The organism is Chloroflexota bacterium, from assembly GCA_018648225.1.
Taxonomy (GTDB): domain Bacteria; phylum Chloroflexota; class Anaerolineae; order Anaerolineales; family UBA11858; genus NIOZ-UU35.
The window spans coordinates 14,086-34,818 of the sequence record JABGRQ010000128.1; the positions used below are offsets into that span (position 1 = coordinate 14,086).

19 protein-coding genes are annotated in these 20,733 nt (G+C 53.7%); 18 read left to right on the plus strand and 1 reads right to left on the minus strand.

Going from position 1 to position 20,733, the window contains the following annotated elements:
* Positions 1-102: 102 nt before the first annotated feature.
* The gene (gene holB / locus HN413_12865; GenBank protein ID MBT3391288.1) at positions 103-1,170 is read right to left on the minus strand and encodes a DNA polymerase III subunit delta'; all 1,068 of its coding nucleotides are present in this window, start codon (positions 1,168-1,170) and stop codon (positions 103-105) included.
* Here holB and HN413_12870 point away from each other — a divergent pair.
* The 18 genes from HN413_12870 to HN413_12955 all read left to right on the plus strand — a co-directional run bounded on the left by HN413_12870 (position 1,169) and on the right by HN413_12955 (position 20,732).
* Entirely contained in the window at positions 1,169-3,328 is a 2,160-nt protein-coding gene (locus tag HN413_12870) for a UvrD-helicase domain-containing protein (protein ID MBT3391289.1), read from the plus strand. The two genes, holB and HN413_12870, sit on opposite strands and share 2 nt — an antisense overlap.
* A gap of 74 nt (positions 3,329-3,402) precedes the next feature.
* The gene (gene tsaE, locus HN413_12875) at positions 3,403-3,903 is read left to right on the plus strand and encodes a tRNA (adenosine(37)-N6)-threonylcarbamoyltransferase complex ATPase subunit type 1 TsaE (protein ID MBT3391290.1); all 501 of its coding nucleotides are present in this window, start codon (positions 3,403-3,405) and stop codon (positions 3,901-3,903) included.
* Positions 3,903-4,571: a tRNA (adenosine(37)-N6)-threonylcarbamoyltransferase complex dimerization subunit type 1 TsaB gene (gene tsaB / locus HN413_12880; protein MBT3391291.1), complete on the plus strand. Its 669-nt coding sequence runs from the start codon at positions 3,903-3,905 to the stop codon at positions 4,569-4,571. The genes tsaE and tsaB overlap by 1 nt, the downstream gene beginning before the upstream one ends.
* A 137-nt stretch (positions 4,572-4,708) precedes the next feature.
* Entirely contained in the window at positions 4,709-6,025 is a 1,317-nt protein-coding gene (locus tag HN413_12885; protein ID MBT3391292.1) for a nucleotide sugar dehydrogenase, read from the plus strand.
* 105 nt (positions 6,026-6,130) lie between these two features.
* Positions 6,131-7,114: an NAD-dependent epimerase/dehydratase family protein gene (locus HN413_12890; GenBank protein MBT3391293.1), complete on the plus strand. Its 984-nt coding sequence runs from the start codon at positions 6,131-6,133 to the stop codon at positions 7,112-7,114.
* A gap of 66 nt (positions 7,115-7,180) precedes the next feature.
* Positions 7,181-8,527 carry an oligosaccharide flippase family protein gene (locus HN413_12895; protein MBT3391294.1) on the plus strand — a complete coding sequence of 449 codons (1,347 nt, stop codon included), beginning with the start codon at positions 7,181-7,183 and terminating at the stop codon, positions 8,525-8,527.
* A gap of 121 nt (positions 8,528-8,648) precedes the next feature.
* Positions 8,649-9,776 carry a glycosyltransferase gene (locus HN413_12900; protein ID MBT3391295.1) on the plus strand — a complete coding sequence of 376 codons (1,128 nt, stop codon included), beginning with the start codon at positions 8,649-8,651 and terminating at the stop codon, positions 9,774-9,776.
* Between the two features lie 22 nt (positions 9,777-9,798).
* Positions 9,799-11,208 carry a hypothetical protein gene (locus HN413_12905; protein MBT3391296.1) on the plus strand — a complete coding sequence of 470 codons (1,410 nt, stop codon included), beginning with the start codon at positions 9,799-9,801 and terminating at the stop codon, positions 11,206-11,208.
* A 109-nt stretch (positions 11,209-11,317) separates the two neighbouring features.
* A complete protein-coding gene (gene gmd / locus HN413_12910; GenBank protein MBT3391297.1) occupies positions 11,318-12,286 on the plus strand; it encodes a GDP-mannose 4,6-dehydratase in 969 nt (322 codons plus the stop codon).
* Between the two features lies 1 nt (position 12,287).
* Positions 12,288-14,186: a hypothetical protein gene (locus tag HN413_12915; protein ID MBT3391298.1), complete on the plus strand. Its 1,899-nt coding sequence runs from the start codon at positions 12,288-12,290 to the stop codon at positions 14,184-14,186.
* A gap of 121 nt (positions 14,187-14,307) precedes the next feature.
* Positions 14,308-14,832, plus strand: a complete 525-nt coding sequence (locus tag HN413_12920; protein ID MBT3391299.1) for a translation initiation factor IF-3 — start codon at positions 14,308-14,310, stop codon at positions 14,830-14,832.
* A gap of 114 nt (positions 14,833-14,946) precedes the next feature.
* Entirely contained in the window at positions 14,947-15,219 is a 273-nt protein-coding gene (locus HN413_12925) for a 50S ribosomal protein L35 (protein MBT3391300.1), read from the plus strand.
* An 80-nt stretch (positions 15,220-15,299) separates the two neighbouring features.
* Positions 15,300-15,653 carry a 50S ribosomal protein L20 gene (gene rplT, locus HN413_12930; GenBank protein ID MBT3391301.1) on the plus strand — a complete coding sequence of 118 codons (354 nt, stop codon included), beginning with the start codon at positions 15,300-15,302 and terminating at the stop codon, positions 15,651-15,653.
* 88 nt (positions 15,654-15,741) lie between these two features.
* On the plus strand, positions 15,742-16,515 hold the full coding sequence (locus HN413_12935) for an RNA methyltransferase (GenBank protein ID MBT3391302.1): 774 nt from the start codon (positions 15,742-15,744) through the stop codon (positions 16,513-16,515).
* Between the two features lie 15 nt (positions 16,516-16,530).
* On the plus strand, positions 16,531-17,766 hold the full coding sequence (locus HN413_12940) for a DUF711 family protein (GenBank protein MBT3391303.1): 1,236 nt from the start codon (positions 16,531-16,533) through the stop codon (positions 17,764-17,766).
* A 169-nt stretch (positions 17,767-17,935) separates the two neighbouring features.
* A complete protein-coding gene (locus HN413_12945; protein MBT3391304.1) occupies positions 17,936-19,363 on the plus strand; it encodes an MFS transporter in 1,428 nt (475 codons plus the stop codon).
* Between the two features lie 105 nt (positions 19,364-19,468).
* A complete protein-coding gene (locus HN413_12950; protein MBT3391305.1) occupies positions 19,469-19,987 on the plus strand; it encodes a helix-turn-helix transcriptional regulator in 519 nt (172 codons plus the stop codon).
* A 4-nt stretch (positions 19,988-19,991) separates the two neighbouring features.
* Complete coding sequence (locus HN413_12955) at positions 19,992-20,732, plus strand: ABC transporter ATP-binding protein (protein MBT3391306.1); 741 nt, start codon at positions 19,992-19,994, stop codon at positions 20,730-20,732.
* The last annotated feature ends 1 nt before the right edge of the window (position 20,733 follow it).

Consider the following 20,733-nt stretch of genomic DNA (forward strand, 5'->3'; position numbering starts at 1 on the left):
AAAGTGGTGAACGCTATAAAAATGGCGTTGTGTTGGTGGGGGAAGAGTTTTCAAAAACCAATTTTCACATTATAACCGCTAAAAATCAGTTCCGATGCGATTTTATGCAATTTTTGGCAAATCGAGCATAAATACTTCGATCGTCAGACGGGTATTGGTATTTTGTTCCAGTCTCAAAAAAGTCTGGTTGAAGAGTTTCAGCATAAATTGTGCCGTTTCTGGTTGAATATTGGCGGCGATATGCGCGATCTCGCTTTCCCGGTCGATATTGGTGTGTGGCGCACTGGCCCCGTTAGCGTGCAGGAGAATATCGCGCCACAACGACATCCAGATGGTGAGGGTTTCTTTGAGAATGGTTTTATCCTGAGCCAGTTGCTCGGCATAGCGGAAACGCTCCACGCGTGAGGCTGAGAGCAAGCGTTGGTGATCGTCCAACCATTGTTGGCGATTTGCCAGGGCATCGGGGTTGTTGTGCAGGTTCAGGGCATGGCCTGGCCGTCCATTGGAAATATGTGCCAGCAGGCGCGCCTGTTCGATGGGCAGTTCCCATTTTTGATGTAACCCCTCGCTGACCACATCCAGCGCCAGAGGGCGCAGGCGAATGGTCTCGCAGCGTGAGACAATGGTAGGCAGCAGCGCTTCGGTATCTTGCGCGGTGACGAAAAGGATCACCTGGCGCGGCGGTTCTTCCAACGTCTTGAGTAGGGCGTTGGCGGCGTTAGGGTTGGCTTCTTCGAAGCGTAGCAGTAACGCAATTTTGTAGGGCGCTTCGTAGGGAGCCAGAGCCAGACCGCTCTGCAGGGCGCGAATTTGGTCAACCTTGAGAGTAGTACTGCCCTCATCGGCCTGCACCACCACCAGATCGGGGTGCTGCATACGCTCGATGCGCTGGCAGGTATGGCAACTTCCGCAGGGAAAGCCAGGGGCAGTGGGTTGAGGACAGTTTAATCCCTGGGCCACGCGCAACGCCAGGGTGCGCCGCCCCACTCCCTGAGGTCCGGTGAGCAGGTAGGCATGGCGCATCCGCCCATTTGCCAGATGGCCTTTGAGCAGATCAACCGCCCATTCGTGGCCGAGCATATTCCAGTTTTCATTCATCGGCATGCGTAGATTGTAGCGCAGGGACGTGGCTTTGACAACGATCAGACACGGCGATACAATCCCCCACATGGATATGCTTCGTGAGCTAAACCCACAACAACAACAGGCCGTGACGGCGGGAACCGGTGCAATTTTAGTGCTGGCTGGCCCTGGTTCGGGAAAAACGCGTGTGCTTACGCAACGCATTGCTTATCTAATCGGGTATCTGGGCGTGCGCCCATACCATATTTTAGCTGTGACTTTTACGAATAAAGCCGCCCGCGAAATGGACGAACGCATCGGTAATTTGCTGGGCGAGCGCAATCGCGGGCTAACTCTGGGAACCTTTCACTCCATCTGTGGGCGAATTTTACGGCGTGAGGCGCAGTACCTGCCCTTTGACCAGAATTATGTCATTTTCGATGCTGACGATCAGATCCGCGTTGTCAAACAAATCGTAAAAGACCTGAACCTGAACGACAAACTTTATCGTCCGCACGGTATTCACGGCTCGATTTCGCGCGCGAAAAACGAATTGCTTTTCCCCGATGATTTTCCCGTGCAGACGTATCGTGATGAAGTTGTTAAACGAGTTTACGAGCGTTACCAAAAGGTATTGCTTGCTAGCAACGCCCTTGATTTTGACGATATGCTCCTGTGGACAGCATACCTGCTCGACCAGATGCCCGCGGTGCGCGAGCGTTACGCCCGCCGTTATGAGCATATTTTGGTGGATGAGTTTCAAGATACGAATATGGTGCAATATACCCTATTGAAACAGCTGGCCTCCTTTCATCAGAATATTTTTGTCGTTGGCGATGCTGACCAATCCATATATCGCTGGCGCGGCGCCGATTATCGCAACGTGCTGCGCTTTGAAGAAGATTACCCCGACTCGCAAGTCATTTTGCTGGAGCAAAATTACCGCTCGACACAGACCATCCTCGACACAGCGATGGCGGTGATTGACCAGAATCCAAAACGCACGCCGAAGAAATTATTTACCGAGCGTGGCGACGGGCGCAAGATCACCCTGCGCGAACTTTATGATGACCGCGAGATGGCTGCATTTCTTGTAGGGCAAATTGCCAAAGATGTTGCCGCCCAGAAAAATCAGCCCGGCGATTTCGCGGTGATGTACCGTACCAACGCTCAATCGCGTATTCTTGAAGAAGCCTTTCTAGCGGCTGCCCTTCCTTATAAATTGGTCGGCGCGCAGCGTTTCTACGGACGCCGCGAAGTTAAGGATGTGATTGCTTACCTGCGCCTGGTTTACAACCCGCGCGATGAGATCGGCCTGATGCGCGTTATCAATACGCCGCGCCGCGGTATTGGGGATAAAAGCATCCTTACACTGCGCACCTACGCTGGGCAGCAGAATCTCTCGCCGGGGGAAATTGTCTTGCAGATGGGGTTGCATCCTGACTCCGGGCATAGTGAGGCGCTCCCCAACCGGGTGGCAACTTCCCTGGCCGGGTTTGGCAGACTCTTTTCGAGTTGGCACACGCAAAAGGATGATTTAACCCCGATGGGGTTGATGGACCTGATCCTCGGCGATATTGACTATCGCACCTACCTCGAAGATGGCACCGAAGAAGGCAAAGAACGCTGGGAAAATGTGATGGAATTGCGCCGTCTGGCCTCGGAGTACGAGAATCGCAGCCTGGAAGCGTTTCTTGAAAATATTGCCCTGGTGTCCGATCAGGATACCCTTGATGACAATAGCAATGTGCCCACTTTATTGACTCTGCACGCCGCCAAAGGGCTGGAATTTCCGGTGGTTTTCATCGTTGGTCTGAATGATGGCACGTTGCCGCACATCCGCTCTTTTGAAGACCCCGAAGCGATGCATGAGGAACGCCGTTTGTTGTATGTGGGTATCACTCGCGCCGAAGACCAATTGTATTTGCTCTACGCCCTCAACCGTTTTAACTACGGCTATATGGAATCAGCCGACCCTTCCCGTTATCTGGAAGATATTCCTCTGGAGCTGGTCAGCGGCGCCCCCTCCCGTCAGAACTCAAACTATGGCGCGATATTTCGACCGGAGCGATGGGACGATACCGAAGAGATGGAAAGCGTTGAGCAACAATATCATCCAGGCATGAACGTGAATCATGCCGCCTGGGGTGATGGCATGGTGCTCAACAGCAAGATCGAAGATCATGAAGAAATTGTAGATATTTTCTTCGAGAATGTTGGTCTGAAACGCGTGGTCGCGTCGCTGGCAAAGTTGGACATTAAATAACGTTTGACCGTCAGGACGTTTAGACGTCTTGACGTCCTGACGCAATCTCGAAATCCGTTTATAATCAAAACGCCATGCCCCCTGTCTTTTCTCCACACTCTTTTGAACTCATCAGCCGCAGCCCCGAGCAGACGCGGCGCGTAGGTATGCGTTTGGGCGCATTATTGCAGCCCGGCGACGTTGTTGGACTGGTCGGCGACTTGGGTGCCGGGAAAACCACCATGATGCAGGGCATCGCCTCCGGGTGGGGTTCATCAGACCCGGTTTCCAGCCCGACTTTTGTATTGGTAAATATGTACCGCCGCCCGGATGAGCTGCGCTTCTACCATCTTGATGCTTATCGGCTGCGCGGCGCGTCGGATGCGGTTGACCTGGATTTAGAGAGTATGTTCGAAGAAGGTCCGCTGGTGATTGAATGGGCCGACCGTATCGAAGCAGTGCTGCCTGAAGAGCGTATTTGGGTAGAGCTTGAGTGGCTGGATGAAACTCGACGGCAATTGGTCTTTTCGGCGCACGGTGAGCATTGCCAGAAATTGCTGCGCCGTTTTCGCAATCAAGTTTTTGGAGTGGCCTGATGTTATTGGCAATCGATACTTCTACGCGCATGGTGGGAATTGCGCTTTATGATGGCGCCAGCGTAATCGGCGAAATAGCCTGGGTCAGCCGAAGTTATCACACGGTAGAACTTGCTCCCGCAGTGCTGGATTTGCTCTCGAAGACCAAAACAAACCGCCAGGATTTGCAAGCCGTAGGTGTGGCGCTGGGGCCAGGGTCTTTTACTGCCTTGCGTATTGGTCTGGCTTTTGCCAAAGGGCTGGCACTCAGCCTGCATATCCCGGTGACTGGTGTGCCTTCTTTCGACGTTATGGCTGCCGCTCAGCCAGTGGTAGAGTCGGAGTTTGCCGCTGTGATCGAAGCTGGACGCAAGCGCATGGCTGTGGGTTGGTATCAGGCCGAGGCTGGGAAGTATCAACCTACAGGCCGGCTGGAGAATTTGACCATTGATGAGTTTGTGGCGATATTTGACCAGCCCACGCGCGTGGCCGGTGAGTTAAGCGCCGATTTACGGGGGCGTTTCCCCCTCGAGAATGAGAATGCCCGGTTGGCCTCCCCCGCGCAATCTATGCGCCGACCGGCTGTATTAGCAGAACTTGCCTGGGGGCGCTTGCAATCCGCCGCAGCGGACGATCTCGCCATGCTATCCCCCATCTATCTCCATCACGGCGAACCGCTCCCCGGATGATGCACTGTGTGGTTTAATTGGGCTTCAAAAAAATCTAAACCACGAAGGACACTAAGATGCGCGAAGATTTATGTGTGTCTTAGTGTTCTTCGTGGTAAAAAACGTTTGTTCCGGCATTGCCGGGCTAGGAAAGACAAATGGATACCAAAAACCAACTGATTGAAAAACTTGAGAACAAAACCGCAAAAATTGCTGTATTAGGTTTGGGCTATGTTGGCCTGCCTTTTGCCACCGTGTTTGCGGAAGCCGGATTCAATGTGATTGGTATTGATCCCGATGAGCGCAAAATTGAGAAGCTCAAACAAGGCGAGAGCTATATTCAAGATGTGCCCACTGAATTGGTTGCTCAACTCGTAAAAATGGGCAGGCTTGAAGCCACCACCGATTTCGCCGCGCTCACCGAAGCCGATGCCGTCAGCATATGTGTGCCCACGCCATTGCGCAAAACCGGTGACCCTGATCTCTCGTTTATTCTCTCCGTGACTACGGAGCTTGCCAAATACATGCACCCTGGCATGGTTGTGGTACTCGAATCGACCACCTACCCTGGCACCACGCGTGAAATTCTGTTGCCACAGTTGGGAGATGATACCGATTTGGTCGTTGGGGAAGACTTCTTCCTGGCATTTTCGCCCGAACGAGTGGACCCTGGTCGAGAAGACTGGACGACCATCAACACCCCTAAGGTGATCGGTGGTATCACCGAGGCTTGTTCCGAAGTTTCGGCCACCTGGTACCGCGGCGCGCTGGAGACCGTTGTCTCCGTCACATCCTCCGAAGTTGCCGAGATGGCGAAGCTGCTCGAAAACACCTTCCGCATGATTAACATCGGCCTGGTCAACGAAATGGCCGTGATGTGTGATCGTCTTGGCATTGATGTCTGGGAAGTGATTGACGCTGCGGCGACCAAGCCCTTTGGTTTTATGAAATTCACCCCCGGGCCGGGTCTGGGCGGCCACTGCATTCCCATTGATCCACTCTATCTCTCTTGGAAGTTGCGCTCATTGAACTACACTGCCCGTTTCATCGAACTGGCCTCCGAGATCAACCTGGGGATGCCGCGTTATGTGACACGCAAGGTTCAAGATGCCCTCAACGAGCAGAGAAAATCGTTAAATGGCAGCAAAATCCTGGTTCTGGGTGTGGCCTACAAGCCCGATATTGACGATCTGCGTGAATCTCCGGCGCTGGATGTGATCGGCCTGTTAGAGCAGAGCGGCGCTGAAGTCAGTTTCCACGATCCATATATCCCGTCCATCAAAGAAGAAGAGTTTGAACTTCAAAGTGTCCCCGATTTGATGTCCGCAGTGAAAGCGGCCGATTGTGTCGTGATTATCACCAATCACAGCGACTACGTATATGCTGAGATTTTGGAAACCGCCAAATGTATTGTCGATACTCGCAACGCTCTGGGCAGTGCGGCGCGTGGTAATCCTAAAGTTTTTCGTTTGTAGATTATATAGACGGATGACGGGGACGGAAGACTGCCTCTATCCTGAGCGTGTCGAAGGATGCCCGGTTTTCTGTCTCCCGTCCTTTGTCTTAACATAGGAACCTGTATGCCAAATAACTATCTCATCACCGGAGTTGCCGGTTTTATTGCCTCCCGCGTTGCCGAAATGCTGCTCGATGCCGGGCATACCGTCGTCGGTGTGGACAATTTGAACGACGCCTACGATGTGCGTATGAAGGATTATCGACTAGAGTGTCTTCAGGGCAAAAAAAGTTTTCAGTTTATTCATCTTGATATTTCCGACAAGCAAATTCTGGAAACGCTCACTCGTCCCAATATTCCAACGTTTGATGCGGTGATTAACCTGGCTGCCCGCGCCGGTGTGCGCGCTAGCGTCGAAGATCCCTGGGTGTATGTTGATACGAATATGACCGGCACGCTCAACTTGCTGGAATTGTGCAATCGCACCGGAGTGCCCAAATTTATTTTGGCATCTACATCCAGTATCTATGGCGGTGAAGCACCCCTGCCCACCCCGGAAACCGCTTCTAGCGACCTCCCCTTACAGGCCTATGCCGCCAGTAAAAAAGGCGCCGAAGCGATGGCACACGCCTACCATTACCTCAATGGGTTGGATGTCTCCATCGTGCGCTATTTCACCGTCTATGGTCCGGCAGGCCGCCCGGATATGTCTATGTTTCGTTTTGCCAAGTGGATCAGCGAGGGCATTCCTTTGCGCGTCAACGGCGATGGCGAACAATCGCGCGGTTTCACTTATGTAGATGATATCGCCCGCGGCACGATCCAGGCGCTCAAACCGGTGGGCTACGAGATTATCAACCTGGGCGGACATGAGAATATCACTATCAACGCCCTGATTGCCATTATGGAAGAAATGATTGGCCGCGAAGCGCAGATTACTTATCACCCCCTGCACCCCGCCGATGCGCTGGCGAATCGGGCAGATGTCAGCAAGGCCGGTCAATTGCTCGGTTGGGAGCCGCAGGTTTCATTGCGCGAGGGCATTGCTCGCCTGATCGAATGGTACAACGAAAATCGCGAGTGGGCGCGCGAAATCGATACTGATTGACGGAAGACGGACGACGGGTGACCGAGTTTTAACTCGCCCAGTCTTCCGTCCTTCGTCTTTATTCCCATGCCCACCAAAATCTCCAACATCACCTCCCGTTTGCTCGAAAACGAACTTCTCAGCCGGATTATTAAAAATGCCGGCTATTTGCTCAGTGCTACCGGACTTTCTGCCGGAATGAGCGTTTTTCAGAGCATCTTTGCCGCCCGCTTGCTGGGTCCGGCGAATTTCGGTATTCTGGGGGCTATCACGCAATTTACCAGTGTAGCCAACCGCTTTGCGTCCTTCCGTATGAACGAGTTGGTTGTGCGCTATGTGGGGAAGTATCAGGAAGATGGCGACCTCCCTCGGGCGGCGGCAGTCTTCAAAATGGCAACCCTCCTCGAGATCAGCGGTTCGCTGATTGCGCTGGCGCTCATCTGGGGGTTGGCACCCCTCGGGGCGCAGTATTTCGCCCAGGATGCCAATCTGGCGCGCTGGTTTCAACTCTATGGCCTAATCATCTTTGCCAATTTTATCTTCGAGACCGCCAGCGGGTTACTGCAAATCTTCGATCGTTTTCGTATCATTGCCGCCGCTACCGTTGCCCAAAGCGCTATAACGCTGGTTTTGATTCTTGGCATCTTCATTGCCAAAGGTGATCTTGCTGCGGTAATTATTGCCTATATGATCGGTAAGATCGCTTACTCGCTTTCTATCAGTACCGCCGCGTTGTTTGAAGCTAGCCGTAATTGGGGTTCGGCGTGGTGGCGCACGCCATTGGGTATACTTAAATCCGAGCGGCGTAGTTTACTGACCTTTGCCTTCAGCACCAATCTGAGCAGCACCGTCAGTCTGATCGCCAAAGATAGCGAAGTGCTGTGGGTTTCGGCCTTTTTAGGCCCGACGCAGGCAGGATTTTATAAAACTGCTCTGGCAATCACCAATCTGCTCCAACTCCCCGTCAGTCCGTTACCCAAAGCCACTTACCCGGAACTGGCGCGTGAGATTGCCCGTCGCAATTGGGAAAATGTGCGCTACGTACTGCGCCAGGGATCGCGTCTGGCTGCGATTTACTCGATCCCGGTGACACTGGGTTTGATCGTTTTTGGTAAGTGGATTCTTGAAATTAGCTACGGCGCGCAATACCTGCCCGCCTATCCGGCGCTGGTGGTGCTGGCATTGGGCTTCACATTTGTTAATATTTTCTATTGGAACCGTGTCGCGCTGCTTTCGTTGTCTCGCCCGGTTTTTCCCACGGTGATTAATACTATTGGCATGATCTTAAAAGTGACCACCATTTTCTGGCTGGCTGAACGCTTTGGCGCCCTGGCCTTCGCCGGTTTGCTGATTGCCTACTATGTGTTCACCAACGGGGCGGCGGTGCTGCGCGTCTTCGCCGATTTGCGCACGCGCCCTCAAAGGGCGGCATGATGAGTTGTTGGCGGCCCTCACCCCCTCTCCCAATTTGGGGAGAGGGGAGCCGGTTATGTATGCAACGAGCATCCTCCCCCTCTCCTGTTTTTGGGAGAGGGGGCCAGGGGGTGAGGGCTTCATGAAAATCGTACTCATCGCCCCCACCTATTTACCATCTCGTCGCGCCAATACCATTCAGACGATGAAAATGGCGCAAGCATTCACCGCCTTAGGGCATACCGTGCAGGTGGTTGTGCCGCAGAACCGTGCCGACCATCAACCTGCATCATGGGATGATCTGGCGCAGCACTACGGTTTGCAGCAGCGTTTCGCCGTGGATTGGTTGCCCGTCAATCCACGCTTTCGCAGCTATGATTACGGCTTCAAGGCTGTGCAGTACGCCCGACGTCAGAAAGCTGATTTAATTTTCACGCGTTTGCCACAGGCCGCGGCTATCGCCAGTTCATTGGGGATGGATACCATCTTCGAGATTCACGATCTACCGCGTGGGACGCTTGCCCCGTGGCTTTTGCGCCGGTTCCTGAGCGGAAATGGCGCGCGCCGCCTGGTGGTGATCACTGAATCCCTGAGAGAAGCCATAACCCAGGCAATCGTAACGCTGCCCGAGGCTCCCTTCACGCTCATCGCTCCCGATGGCGTAGACCTGGCTCGTTACGCCGATCTGCTCGACCCCCCCGATGCTCGCGCTCAACTCTCACTTCCACAGCGCTTTACAGTGGGTTATACCGGGCATCTCTACGCCGGACGCGGCGGAGAGATGCTCCTCAAGCTGGCTAAACAACTGCCTGAGATTAATTTCCTGTTGGTTGGCGGCATTCAAGATGACGTGACTCGTCTGCGTGATGCTGCCGCTGAACTTGGCAATCTCACCCTGACCGGTTTCGTCCCCAACGCAGAATTGCCGCTTTATCAGGCGGCTTGTGATGCCCTGCTGATGCCCTATCAACGGCGTGTGGCGGCCTCTTCTGGCGGCGATATTGCTCGTTACCTTAGCCCGATGAAACTTTTCGAATATCTGGCCTGTGGACGCGTCATCCTTTCCAGCGATTTGCCAGTATTACGTGAAATTCTCAACGAGAACAACGCCCTGCTGCTCCCCCCGGATGATGTGAATGTCTGGGCTGAAGCCCTGCGCGCACTTGCTGCCGATCCTGCTCTCAGGGATAAATTGGCTACACAATCTCGCCGCGATGCCCAACAATATGACTGGAACATCCGCGCCGCCCTCATTCTGGCAAACCTTTAACCTGCAAACCTGTCCACCCTGTATGAAATTTTCCACCTTCCCCTCCTGGCTCATCCGTCTGACGATTCTTAGCATCCTCCTGCGCTTCGGGTTGGGTATTTTTTGGCAACAAGCATTACCTGCCTGGGGCTATGGCGGCGATTCGGAAGTCGCCGGTTATATCATGGCCGATGCCTACGAGCGCGATACCACTGCCTGGGAATTGGCCCAATCCGATGAGTCGTTGGGTGATGCTTTCACAGAGCGTTATGACGCCGTAGACCAATACGGCGGCTTGCTTTTTTTGAGCGCGGTGGTGTATCGCTATCTGGGTGGGGATGCGCATCAGCCCTTGATGATGGTGGCGCTGGCAGCGCTGGTGTCATCGCTCTCATTGATCTTCGTGTGGGCCTTTGCTCATCGCCTGTGGGGTGAGCGCGTGGCAAAGTGGGCCGCCTGGATGCTGGCCTTCTACCCTGAAGCCATGCTCCTCGGCAGTTCGCAGATGCGCGAGGCCTTTACCATTACCCTCGCCGCCGCGACAATGTATAGTCTGACGCGCATGCGCCAGGAACACAATTGGCGCAATAGTTTATGGGTGGTCGGCGCGCTGCTGCTCAGTATTCCGCTGTCTCCGGCATTTACGATGATGTTGACACTTAGCTTGTTGCTGCTGGCGGTGGCTTTGTGGCGCGGCCAATGGCTGCGCGATCGGCGCTTGTGGATTGCGCTGGGGGCGCTGCTGATTTTGGGCGTTGCCGGAGTAGGGTTCTTTGGCGCGCGTCTGGCAGATGCCTCGTTTGAAAATCCGTTGGCCTATATACAATACTGGATTGAACGCACAAGCCTGTGGCAGAAAATTGCCAGCACGCAGGTTTCGGGTTGGATGACGAAACTTTTTGAAAATGTGCCTTACGAGTTTTACACTTGGGTGATTTTGGTCTATGGGGTGGTGCAGCCCTTCTTGCCCGCCGCTCTGATTGCAGGTGGCAACCCTCTGTGGCGCGGGATTGCTATCTGGCGCGCCCTCGGCTGGACTCTGCTCTTGCCGCTGCTGATTTACGCCCCATTGCGTGCTCTGCGCCAGCCCCGCCGCTGGCTGATTCTATCCCTGAGTCTGGCCTCATGGATGGTGATTCTCTCGGCATCCTTTCGTAGCGGTGGCGACCAGTGGGATAATCCCCGTTACCGGGCTGCTTTCGCCGGAATGCAGATTGTTCTGGCGGCCTGGCTGCTGGTGGAGCAGCGCCAGAACCCTGACCCCTGGTTTCGCCGTGTGCTGGTTGGCGTTGGATTGGTGCTGGCCTGGTTCCTGCCCTGGTATCTGCACCGCTATCTCCTCCTCGAATGGGTGGTACTCGATGTTTTTAAAACCTTTGGATTGGGAATTGCCAGTGCGGTCTTATACTGGATTTGGGATTGGGCGCGCTTGCATCGTTCAGTAGTACCTTGACCTTGTGTCTGACGCCATCTATAATTCAATGGTTGAATTATAAAATAACGTTACTGCTCAGGTTCGCGCCTTCGCAGAATAATCGCCTTATTCTTGAGAGAGGTATTGTATGCCAACTGCATTAGTTTCCGGAATTACCGGCCAGGATGGTTCCTATCTGGCAGAGTTTTTGCTCAAAAAAGGTTACCGTGTTTTAGGGATGGTGCGCCGCTCCAGCACAGTTACGTTTGGACGCATTGAGCATATTCAGGATCAAATTGAGATCATTCAGGGCGATTTGCACGACCAGGGTTCGCTGGTCTCGATCATGGAAGAATATCGTCCCGATGAAGTCTACAATCTAGCTGCGCAATCCTTTGTGCCGACCTCCTGGAATCAGCCCGTGCTCACCGGTGAAGTCACCGCCCTGGGTGTAGCACGCATGTTGGAGGCTATCCGTCTGGCGCACCCACAAGCGCGTTTCTATCAAGCCTCTTCCAGCGAGATGTTTGGCAAGGTGCGCGAAGTTCCTCAAAAAGAATCAACGCCCTTCTATCCGCGCAGCCCCTATGGGGTAGCCAAAGTTTATGGGCACTGGATCACCGTCAACTATCGCGAGTCGCATGACCTGTATGCCTGCTCGGGGATCCTCTTCAATCACGAAAGCCCGCGGCGCGGCCTGGAATTTGTCACCCGAAAAATTACCCACGGAGTTGCGCGTATCAAACTGGGCTTGGCCGATGAACTGCGCCTGGGTAATCTCGACTCGCGCCGCGACTGGGGCTTCGCCGGGGATTATGTCGAAGCGATGTGGCTGATGCTGCAACAAGACACTCCCGACGATTACGTAGTTTGCACTGGCGAGACGCATGAAGTGCGCGAATTCTGCGATGCCGCTTTTTCGCATGTCGGGCTGGATTACCGCGATTATGTCGTGCAAGACCCGCGCTTCTATCGCCCTGCCGAAGTGGATTTGTTGGTGGGCGATCCGGCTTACGCCAAAAATAATCTTGGCTGGGAACCGAGGGTTGGCTTGGCCGAGTTGGTGCAAATGATGGTCGATGCCGATTTGCAATATTTGGGCCGCGAGGTACTCTAAGATGAGTCTGTCAGCGCGCTTGAAGTATTTGGCATCCAGACCCAGGCTGGCTGAAACGCTGGCAGGGTTGGAGGCCGCGCTTTTCGCGCTGCAAATTTGGGTTTATGCCCATACCCAGGCATCGATTCTTGATGAAGGTGCGTATTTGCTTAAAGGCTATTTTTTCGCCATCGGACGCTATACGCCTTATCAGGATTACGGTTTTTGGACCAACCACATGCCGTTTTCGTTTCTCATTCCGGGAATCGTGCAGCATATTTTCGGGCCGGGCTTGCGTACTGGGCGTTATTTTGCTGTCGTTTTGGGCCTGTTGATGCTGCTAGGCGTGTGGCTATTGGCGCGGCGCATTGGCGGGCGCTGGTGGGCGGCGAGTGCAGTGGGGTTATTTGCGCTCAATGTGCAGTTGATTAAAGTTTACAGTGTGATGGCTTCGCAAGGTCTGGTGGCTTGTATGCTGGTTTGGGTGCTGGCGTTGACCTTGGGCAATGAGCGCCGTTTGTGGCAATTGCTTTTGGGGACAGCGTTGGCTGTGTTGGTGGTGCTGACACGCATCAATATGGCTCCGCTGTTGCCGCTGCTAACTCTCTATATTCTGTGGGAAAACGGTTGGCAGGTTGGCCTGTGGAGTTTTGTCGTCGGGATGCTGACCTTTGTGGGTGGACACGCCTTCTTTTGGCCGGGGATTCTACACATGTGGGCCTCCTGGCTACCTGTGGGGTTGTTCCCGTTTCTCGAACCGTGGGCGCGCCCCGAAGCGATTCCCAATTGGCAGCCTGAGACGAGTTTTAGCGATCGTATTTTGAGTTTCTCCCAAGCTATGCGACTGCACTACTTTGCTACCGCAGGCGCATTGACTGCTTTGGTTTTGTGGCCGCGCAAGGGTCAGTGGAAATCTGAATGGCGGATGCGGGCGGCGGTTTTCCTCGCGACGTTGTTTATGATCTTGTGGGCCTTCCATGTTTGGGCTTCGTTAGGTAAAAATTACTGCGTCTATTGCCTGGATGCCTATATGTCGTTTTTTGCCATTTTGGGCGTATTGCTGGTCATTGTGGCCGCATCTTCGTGGCGCGGCGCACGGATGCGCTGGCTCCCCGCGGGGTTGATCTTTTGCCTCTCGGCAGGGATCAGCTACGGGCTGCTCCCGATATTTGGCAGCAAATTGATCTCGAATCGCTTTGTCAATCGTCTCATGCATGTGGATGTGCCGCGCATCAAATCCTTCCGCATCCAGACCGGGACGACCGAATTGTGGAGCTATTTTGCCAACAAATTTGCTTTGAGCGAAACTCAGGTTGTGGAATATGCGACTGATATTTTGCGGGCGGCTGGCTTTGTCGCAATTGGATTGCTATTTGGCTGGCTGATTTTACGTTACAGTGAAAAATTGGGGCGAATGGTTTGGAAAAATGAAGTAGTTTCTCCGGCTGCGACAAGCATGATAGCGTTTCTGTTTGTGGGCACACTTATAACTCTGTTGGTTGGCCTGACACCCTATGATCGTGATTGCGGTGGCGATGTGATTGCTTCTTATGAAGCGGGTGGAGCACGCCTGGCCGAAGCTGTGCCTGCGGGTGCAAAAGTTTACTGGTGGGGTGGATTATCAGCGGTGCCATTGCTCTATATCCCTGAAGCGCAGATTTACCCCGCGCAGATCAACGATGGTTATTCCTACCGCTTGTCCGGCGATGCCGATGAGTTGGAACGTTTCGGCTGGTGGAGCGAGGAACTGGCTGAAACATGGCTCCAAGAAGCCGATGTGATCCTGATTGAAGCGCGGCAATATGGCGGCTTCGCAACAAGTTTCGCGGAAAGCGAAGCCTTTGATGAAACTTCACCTACACCGCCGATGATTCCTTGCCGTGCAAATTCTCCCATACATATTTTTGTGCGCACAGAATGAGTTGCAATTTCCGAGAGACGTCGAATGGAATGTTGACGATTTACCGTTCTTTTGGTATGATGCAGCCCGTCTTATCACAGTTTACAATTCTCGAAATGCCGAGAAGAGGAGAAAGTAAGCAATAAGCGATCCAGATTATCGTGCCAATCATAGAATTCGCTCCCGCGAAGTCCGTTTGATCGGAGCAGATGGCGAGAACCATGGTGTAGTATCCCTGAGTGAGGCCCAGCGTTTGGCTGAGGAAGCGCAACTCGATTTGGTTGAGGTGGCGCCCAATGCCACACCGCCCGTGTGCCGAATTATGGACCTGGGTAAGTTCATCTATCAGCGAAAGAAAAAAGAGCGGGATGCACGCAAGGCTCAGGCAAAGATTGAAGTCAAAGAAATTCGCTTGCGCCCCAAGACAAGTGAGCATCACTTGCAATTTAAGGTTCGCGATGCTCGCCGCTGGTTAGAAAAAGGTAATAAAGTTAAGGTGCGCATACAGTTCCGAGGCCGTGAAATTCATTACCCCGAAATTGCAATGGAATCCTTGAAAGAAGTTGCTGAAGAGTTATCGGACGTGAGCATCGTTGAGTACCAACCTTCGCGTGAAGGACGCTCGATGCTTATGATTTTGGCTCCTGAGAAGAGCGACAAGAAATAAAACGATACGCAATAATTAGCAAGAACGAAATTATTTTACAAATTATCCGCGGTTAACTGCCGGGTAGCTCGAAATTACCTTGCGCCGCGGTGTTTTTGTGAGAGGAGTGTAATTGTGGCTAGAAAACCCAAAAAAGGGAAATACAAGCTGAAGACCCATAAAGCAACCTCAAAACGCTTCCGGGTCACTGGTTCTGGTAAACTCGTGCGCACCAAAGGTGGCAAGAGCCATTTGCGTCGGCGAAAGTCGAAACGCACCAAAGCACAATTTACCCGCATGCAGCCTGTAAAAGGCAAAAAACTTGCACAGCGCGTTCGCCGCTTGGCCCCTTATCTGAGTAAATATAAGGCTAACCCGAATGCTCGCACCGGTCAAACCAATAAATAATCGATAAACGCGGCTGTTGAGTGTTATAACGGGCAGCAAGAAAAAGCTGCCGACGCTCTGGAGTACGCAGGAGAATTAACATGGCTCGTGTAAAAACTGGATATACCCGTCGAAGACGACATAAAAAAGTCATCAAACAGACCAAAGGCCAATTTGGGACTCGCAGCCGCCTTTTCCGGCGCGCTAATGAAGCCCGGCTAAAAAGCCTTTGGTATTCTTACCGCGACCGCCGCAATCGCAAACGCGATCTACGCCGTCTGTGGATTGCGCGTATTAACGCCGCTTCGCGCCTGAATGGCCTTTCGTACAGCCGTCTGATCCACGGTATGAAAAAAGCCAATATCACCATCAACCGTAAAATGTTGGCCGACCTCGCTGTGCGCGACCCCCAGGCTTTTGCCGCGGTTATCGAGCAGGTCAAAGCCGCACTATAGTCCCCCTTCACAGATATTTTGAACCCCGGTGTCTCCTTGAGCGCCGGGGTTCTTGTATTAACCGTTTCGGGATGCTACAATCTCCTCCATGCTCACTTCAACCACGAATCCCAAAATCAAACAAATTCGAGCCTTACAAGCGCGGGCGCGCAGTCGCCGCGAAGCGGGCGCCTTCGTTATTGAAGGTGTGCGCCTCGTGGAAGAGGCAATTGCAGCAGAGTGGCAGACCCAATACGTACTCTATACTCCCGGATTAGATGAGCGCGGTGATGACATTATTACCACCTATCAGCAGCGCGGCGTGGAAATAATTCCGGTTAGCCCTGGAGTTATGCAGCACGCCAGCGATACACAGACTCCCCAGGGAATTTTGGCCGTTTTGTCGCTGAAATCTCTGCCTGCCCCTATCGATGCTGATTTTATTTTGATTCTGGATGGTGTGCGCGACCCTGGCAATATGGGAACCTTGCTGCGCACGGCGCTGGCAGCCGGAACCGATGCCGTGTGGCTGCACCCAGGGGTTGTGGACGCCTACTCGCCAAAAGTAGTACGCGCGGCAATGGGTGCACATTTTCGTCTGCCAATCGAAACCGTGTCCTGGGAAGATGTCCAAAAACGCGCTGCTTCGTTAGACCTCACCTTGTTTCTAGCCGACTCCGCGGAGGGACAGCCCTACACTGGGGCCGCGTTTGAGCGTCCACTGGGGCTGATTTTGGGAGGCGAGGCGCACGGGGCCAGCGATCAGGCCTGGGCGGTGAACCCGCAGCCGGTACACATCCCCATGCCGGGCCGCGTCGAGTCGCTCAATGCCGCCATCGCCGGAGCGATCCTGCTCTTCGAAGTTGCCCGTCAACGCGCTTGACGAATCCCAGTCAAAATGAAAATCCGCTCGATTACATTTTTTTGCAATCCCCACTGGCCGCTGGATGATAATTCAATAACTCAGGCAGGAAATTTTGTTGGCGCCGCGCGGCAGGCTTTCGCCAATGCCGGCTACGAAGTGCAAACCGCACGTCTGGCAACGGTACCCTTTCCCGAATTGGTGCCCTCACTGGTTGTGGATAAAGTGGTTGAATTTGCACAGCAATTGGAGCGCGCCGCCGTGCTCCTGGGTTTTGACTATATCGCCATTGGCCCGGCGCAGCCTGATGATTTGCGTGCCTACGCCCTGATCCCTGAAGTGTTGGCAGCCACCGAGAATATTTTCGCGTCGGCGTTGATGAGTTCGCCGCAAGTTGGCGTTTCGCTGCCTGCTGTGCGCGCCTGCGCCGAGATTATCGAGCGCCTGGCTCCCCAAGACCCCAACGGATTTGCGAATTTGTACTTTGCCGCTCTGGCAAATGTGCCGCCCGGCGCGCCCTTCTTCCCGGCGGCCTATCATGTCGGTGACGCGCCTGCCTTCGCTCTGGCCCTCGAATCTGCCGATCTGGCTGTCGAAGCTTTCTCCCAGGCTGCCAATCTCGCCGATGCCCGCCAAAACCTGATCTCTGCTATTGAAATCCACGCTCAAAACCTCACACAAGTTGCTAAAAATCTGGCAATTTTCCAACCTGCCAACATTCCAACGCCAGTATTTGGCGGCATTGATTTTTCCCTTGCCCCTTACCCCGAAGAAGCCCTCTCCTTGGGGACAGCCTTCGAGCGTCTGGGGGTCCCGGCGGTAGGGTTGCATGGTTCACTGGCCGCCGCAGCGATTATTGCCGATACCATCGACAAAGCGAAGTTCGCGCGCGCCGGGTTCAGCGGCCTGATGCTGCCCGTGCTGGAAGACTTTACCCTGGCGGCCCGCGCCGAACAGGGCGTGCTGACGCTGAAAGATATGCTGCTTTACTCGGCAGTTTGCGGCACCGGCCTGGATACGATCCCTTTGCCCGGCGACACCACAGCCGCTCAACTTGCCCCGGTGCTGCTCGATTTGGCGGCACTGGCCCAACGCCTGAACAAACCCCTCACCGCCCGCCTGATGCCCATTCCGGGGAAACACGCTGGCGATGTCACTAGTTTCGATTTTCCTTTCTTTGCCAATAGTCGCGTTATGGCGCTGGATGCTGCGCCGTTAGAAAGCCATTTAGCGGGGGACGATGCTTTTTTTCTGAACGCAAGGAAAGCATAACTACGTAAGACCAGTTGGGGGCTTGTCGCTAAACGAATAGCTTTGTGTTGGTGAGCGCCTTGTTGAAAGCATCATCCGTCACCCTGAGGCGCAGCCGAGTGTGGCTCTTTGGGAATATCCCGTCAGTTCCTTAATGAACCCATAGTGTCTTGTTATTGAGGAGTTTGTAATGAATCGCCCTATCCGTTGGCACGACTACATCACCATCAATATTTATTGGCTCGGCATTATGGCTGTATCCCAGGCCAACGGTCTGATCCAGCCTTTGCTGGTGCAGCGCTTTATCAGCCAGGAGCAGCAGGGAACCTACTATGGCAATATGCGCCTTTATTCCCTGATGACAGCCTTATTGGTGCAGGCTCTCGCCGGAATGCTCTCGGATCGCAATATGTCCAAATGGGGTCGGCGGCGACCCTATATTCTCGCTGGCGCATTGCTCAACGTGATTTTCCTCTTTGCTATGAGTGCCTCGCCAGGCTATTGGTTCCTGTTTACAGCAGTGGTGCTGGTGCAACTCGCTTCCAATCTCTCGCATGGCGCGCAACAGGGCCTTATCCCCGATCTGGTTCCCGAAGACCGTCGCGGCCGCTTTTCCGGGATCAAAGCCGTGCTGGAATTGCTGCCCGTGATTATCATTGCACTGACGATTGGCCCCATGATTGCCGTTGGCAATATGCTCGGCGGTATCGCAGTTGTGGTTCTAATTTTATTGCTCACCGCGGGCATCACCATGTTTGTGCGTGAACAACCTTTGGCAGAAAAACCGGCACAGCTAGAGTGGAAATCCTTTGGACGGTTAGCTGCCATGACCCTGTTGTTTCTGGTCATAATCTTGTTGTCGGGTGAAACTGTGCAGTATATTGGTAAACTGTTTGATCCCGCCGCCGCGCTTTCCACGCAAGTGTTTGTGATGGGGCTGGTTGGCCTGGTCGGGATGTTGATTGCGGTTTTTTTTGGCGTATACGGGAGCATCCAGGTCAGCATTGGGCGGCAAGCGGCGAGTACAAATCCGGCATTTACCTGGTGGGTTATTAATCGACTGGCGTTTTTGGTGGGCGCCAATAATCTGGCTGCATTTGCGGTTTATTTTCTTCAGGGACGCTTGGGTCTCGAGGGGGATGCTGCTGCCGGACCGGCCTCCACACTTAAACTGGTGGTGGGGGTGCTGATATTGGTTTTCGCGCTCCCCAGCGGCTGGCTGGCCGATAAGGTCGGCAGAAAAAGATTGGTGGCCCTCAGTGGGATTCTGGCAACCGCAGGTACAGTGATTTTGCTGCTTTCCCCGACGCTGAACGTCATTATGATCGGTGGCAGCATTGTTGGCGCGGGCATTGGGATGTTCTTTGCAACGAGTTGGGCATTGGGAACCGACATCGTCCCCAAGAGAGCTGCTGGCAAATTCCTGGGTATCTCCAATCTGGCCGGTGCGGGCGCAGGCGCAGTTGGCGCCTATATCGGCGGCCCCATCGCCGATTATTTCACCATCCATTTCCCCCAACTGCCAGGGCTTGGCTATATGGTGATTTTTGGAATCTACGCGGCTTTATTCTTGATTTCTACTATTGTGCTTATCAAAGTGCCTGAGCCGCGCATCTAGCGAACTTGTCTGCCGCGCAGCCAAATATTCGTTGATTGGGGTCTGGTACTTGACAATTTTCACCCATACTTATATACTCGTTATCTAGATAACGAGTATATAAGTATGAAATATTTTTTTCTCTCTCTGCTTTCCCGCCAACCCACTCATGGCTATGATATTTTGCAAACCTACCATAATCTGTTTGCAGATGTTTTGCCGCCCCTGAATGCCGGGCAAATCTATACCACCCTCTCGCGCCTGGAGCGCGATGGGTTGGTGGAAAAATTCTCCGTAGAACAAGATAATAAACCCAATAAACAGGTATACGAATTGACCGACGCGGGTCATCAGGTATTGCTGGCCTGGTTTGCCGAGCCGCTCAGCGGTCCGCGCCTCCGCGATAATTTCTATCTTAAGTTGGTTAGCGCCGGGATGACCGATTTCATGCCTACACACCAGCTAATCGCCGACCAGCGCCGCCAATACCTTCAATCGTTGCACGATCTCAATCTGCTCGCGCTCCAGCCCGATATTTCTGCTGACGCGTCCAAGTTGCTGCTTATCCAGGGGGCGGTACTACACCTCAAGGCCGACCTGGAATGGCTGGATTTATGTGAAGATGTATATCTGAATCAGGAGTAGCCCGATGTCAACGTTCTTCTTGCAAACCAAAAAAATTTCAAAAATCTATAAGCATAACGGCGGCGAAGTCCAGGCCCTGCGAGATGTCGATTTAGATATCCGCGTCGGGGAGTTGGTGGCGGTGATGGGGCCAAGTGGCAGCGGTAAATCCACCCTATTGCATATCCTGGGCGGCCTGGATAACCCGACCTCCGGGGAAGTCTGGGTGGCCGGGCAGCAAATTGACAATATGAGCGAAGCCCGACGCGCCATTTTGCGCCGCAAGCAGATTGGCTTTGTCTTCCAGGCCTTTAACCTGATTGGCAATATGAGTGTGGGTGACAATATCGAACTACCTGCGATGGTGGCCGGATCACCGGCGAGTCAGGCACGCCAGCGCCGAGATGGACTTTTGCATGATTTGGGGATGAAAGACAGAGCGCGTCATATCCCCGCGCAACTCTCCGGCGGTGAGCGTCAGCGGGTTGCACTGGCACGCGCCCTGGTCAATCAGCCCGCCGTGCTGCTGGCCGATGAACCCACTGGCAACCTGGATAGCAGAACCGCCTTCGATGTACTGCGCCTGCTGCGCCAGACTCACCAGCAAGGGCAGACCATCCTCATCGTTACGCATGATCCCAATGTCGCCAGCATTGCCCAGCGGGTGATCTTTATGAAAGACGGGCAAATTACCAGCGAGACAATTCTCCGGGAGCAGCACGATGCCCGGGCTTTGCTCACCGAGATGCTCGATATGGAGGCCTGAC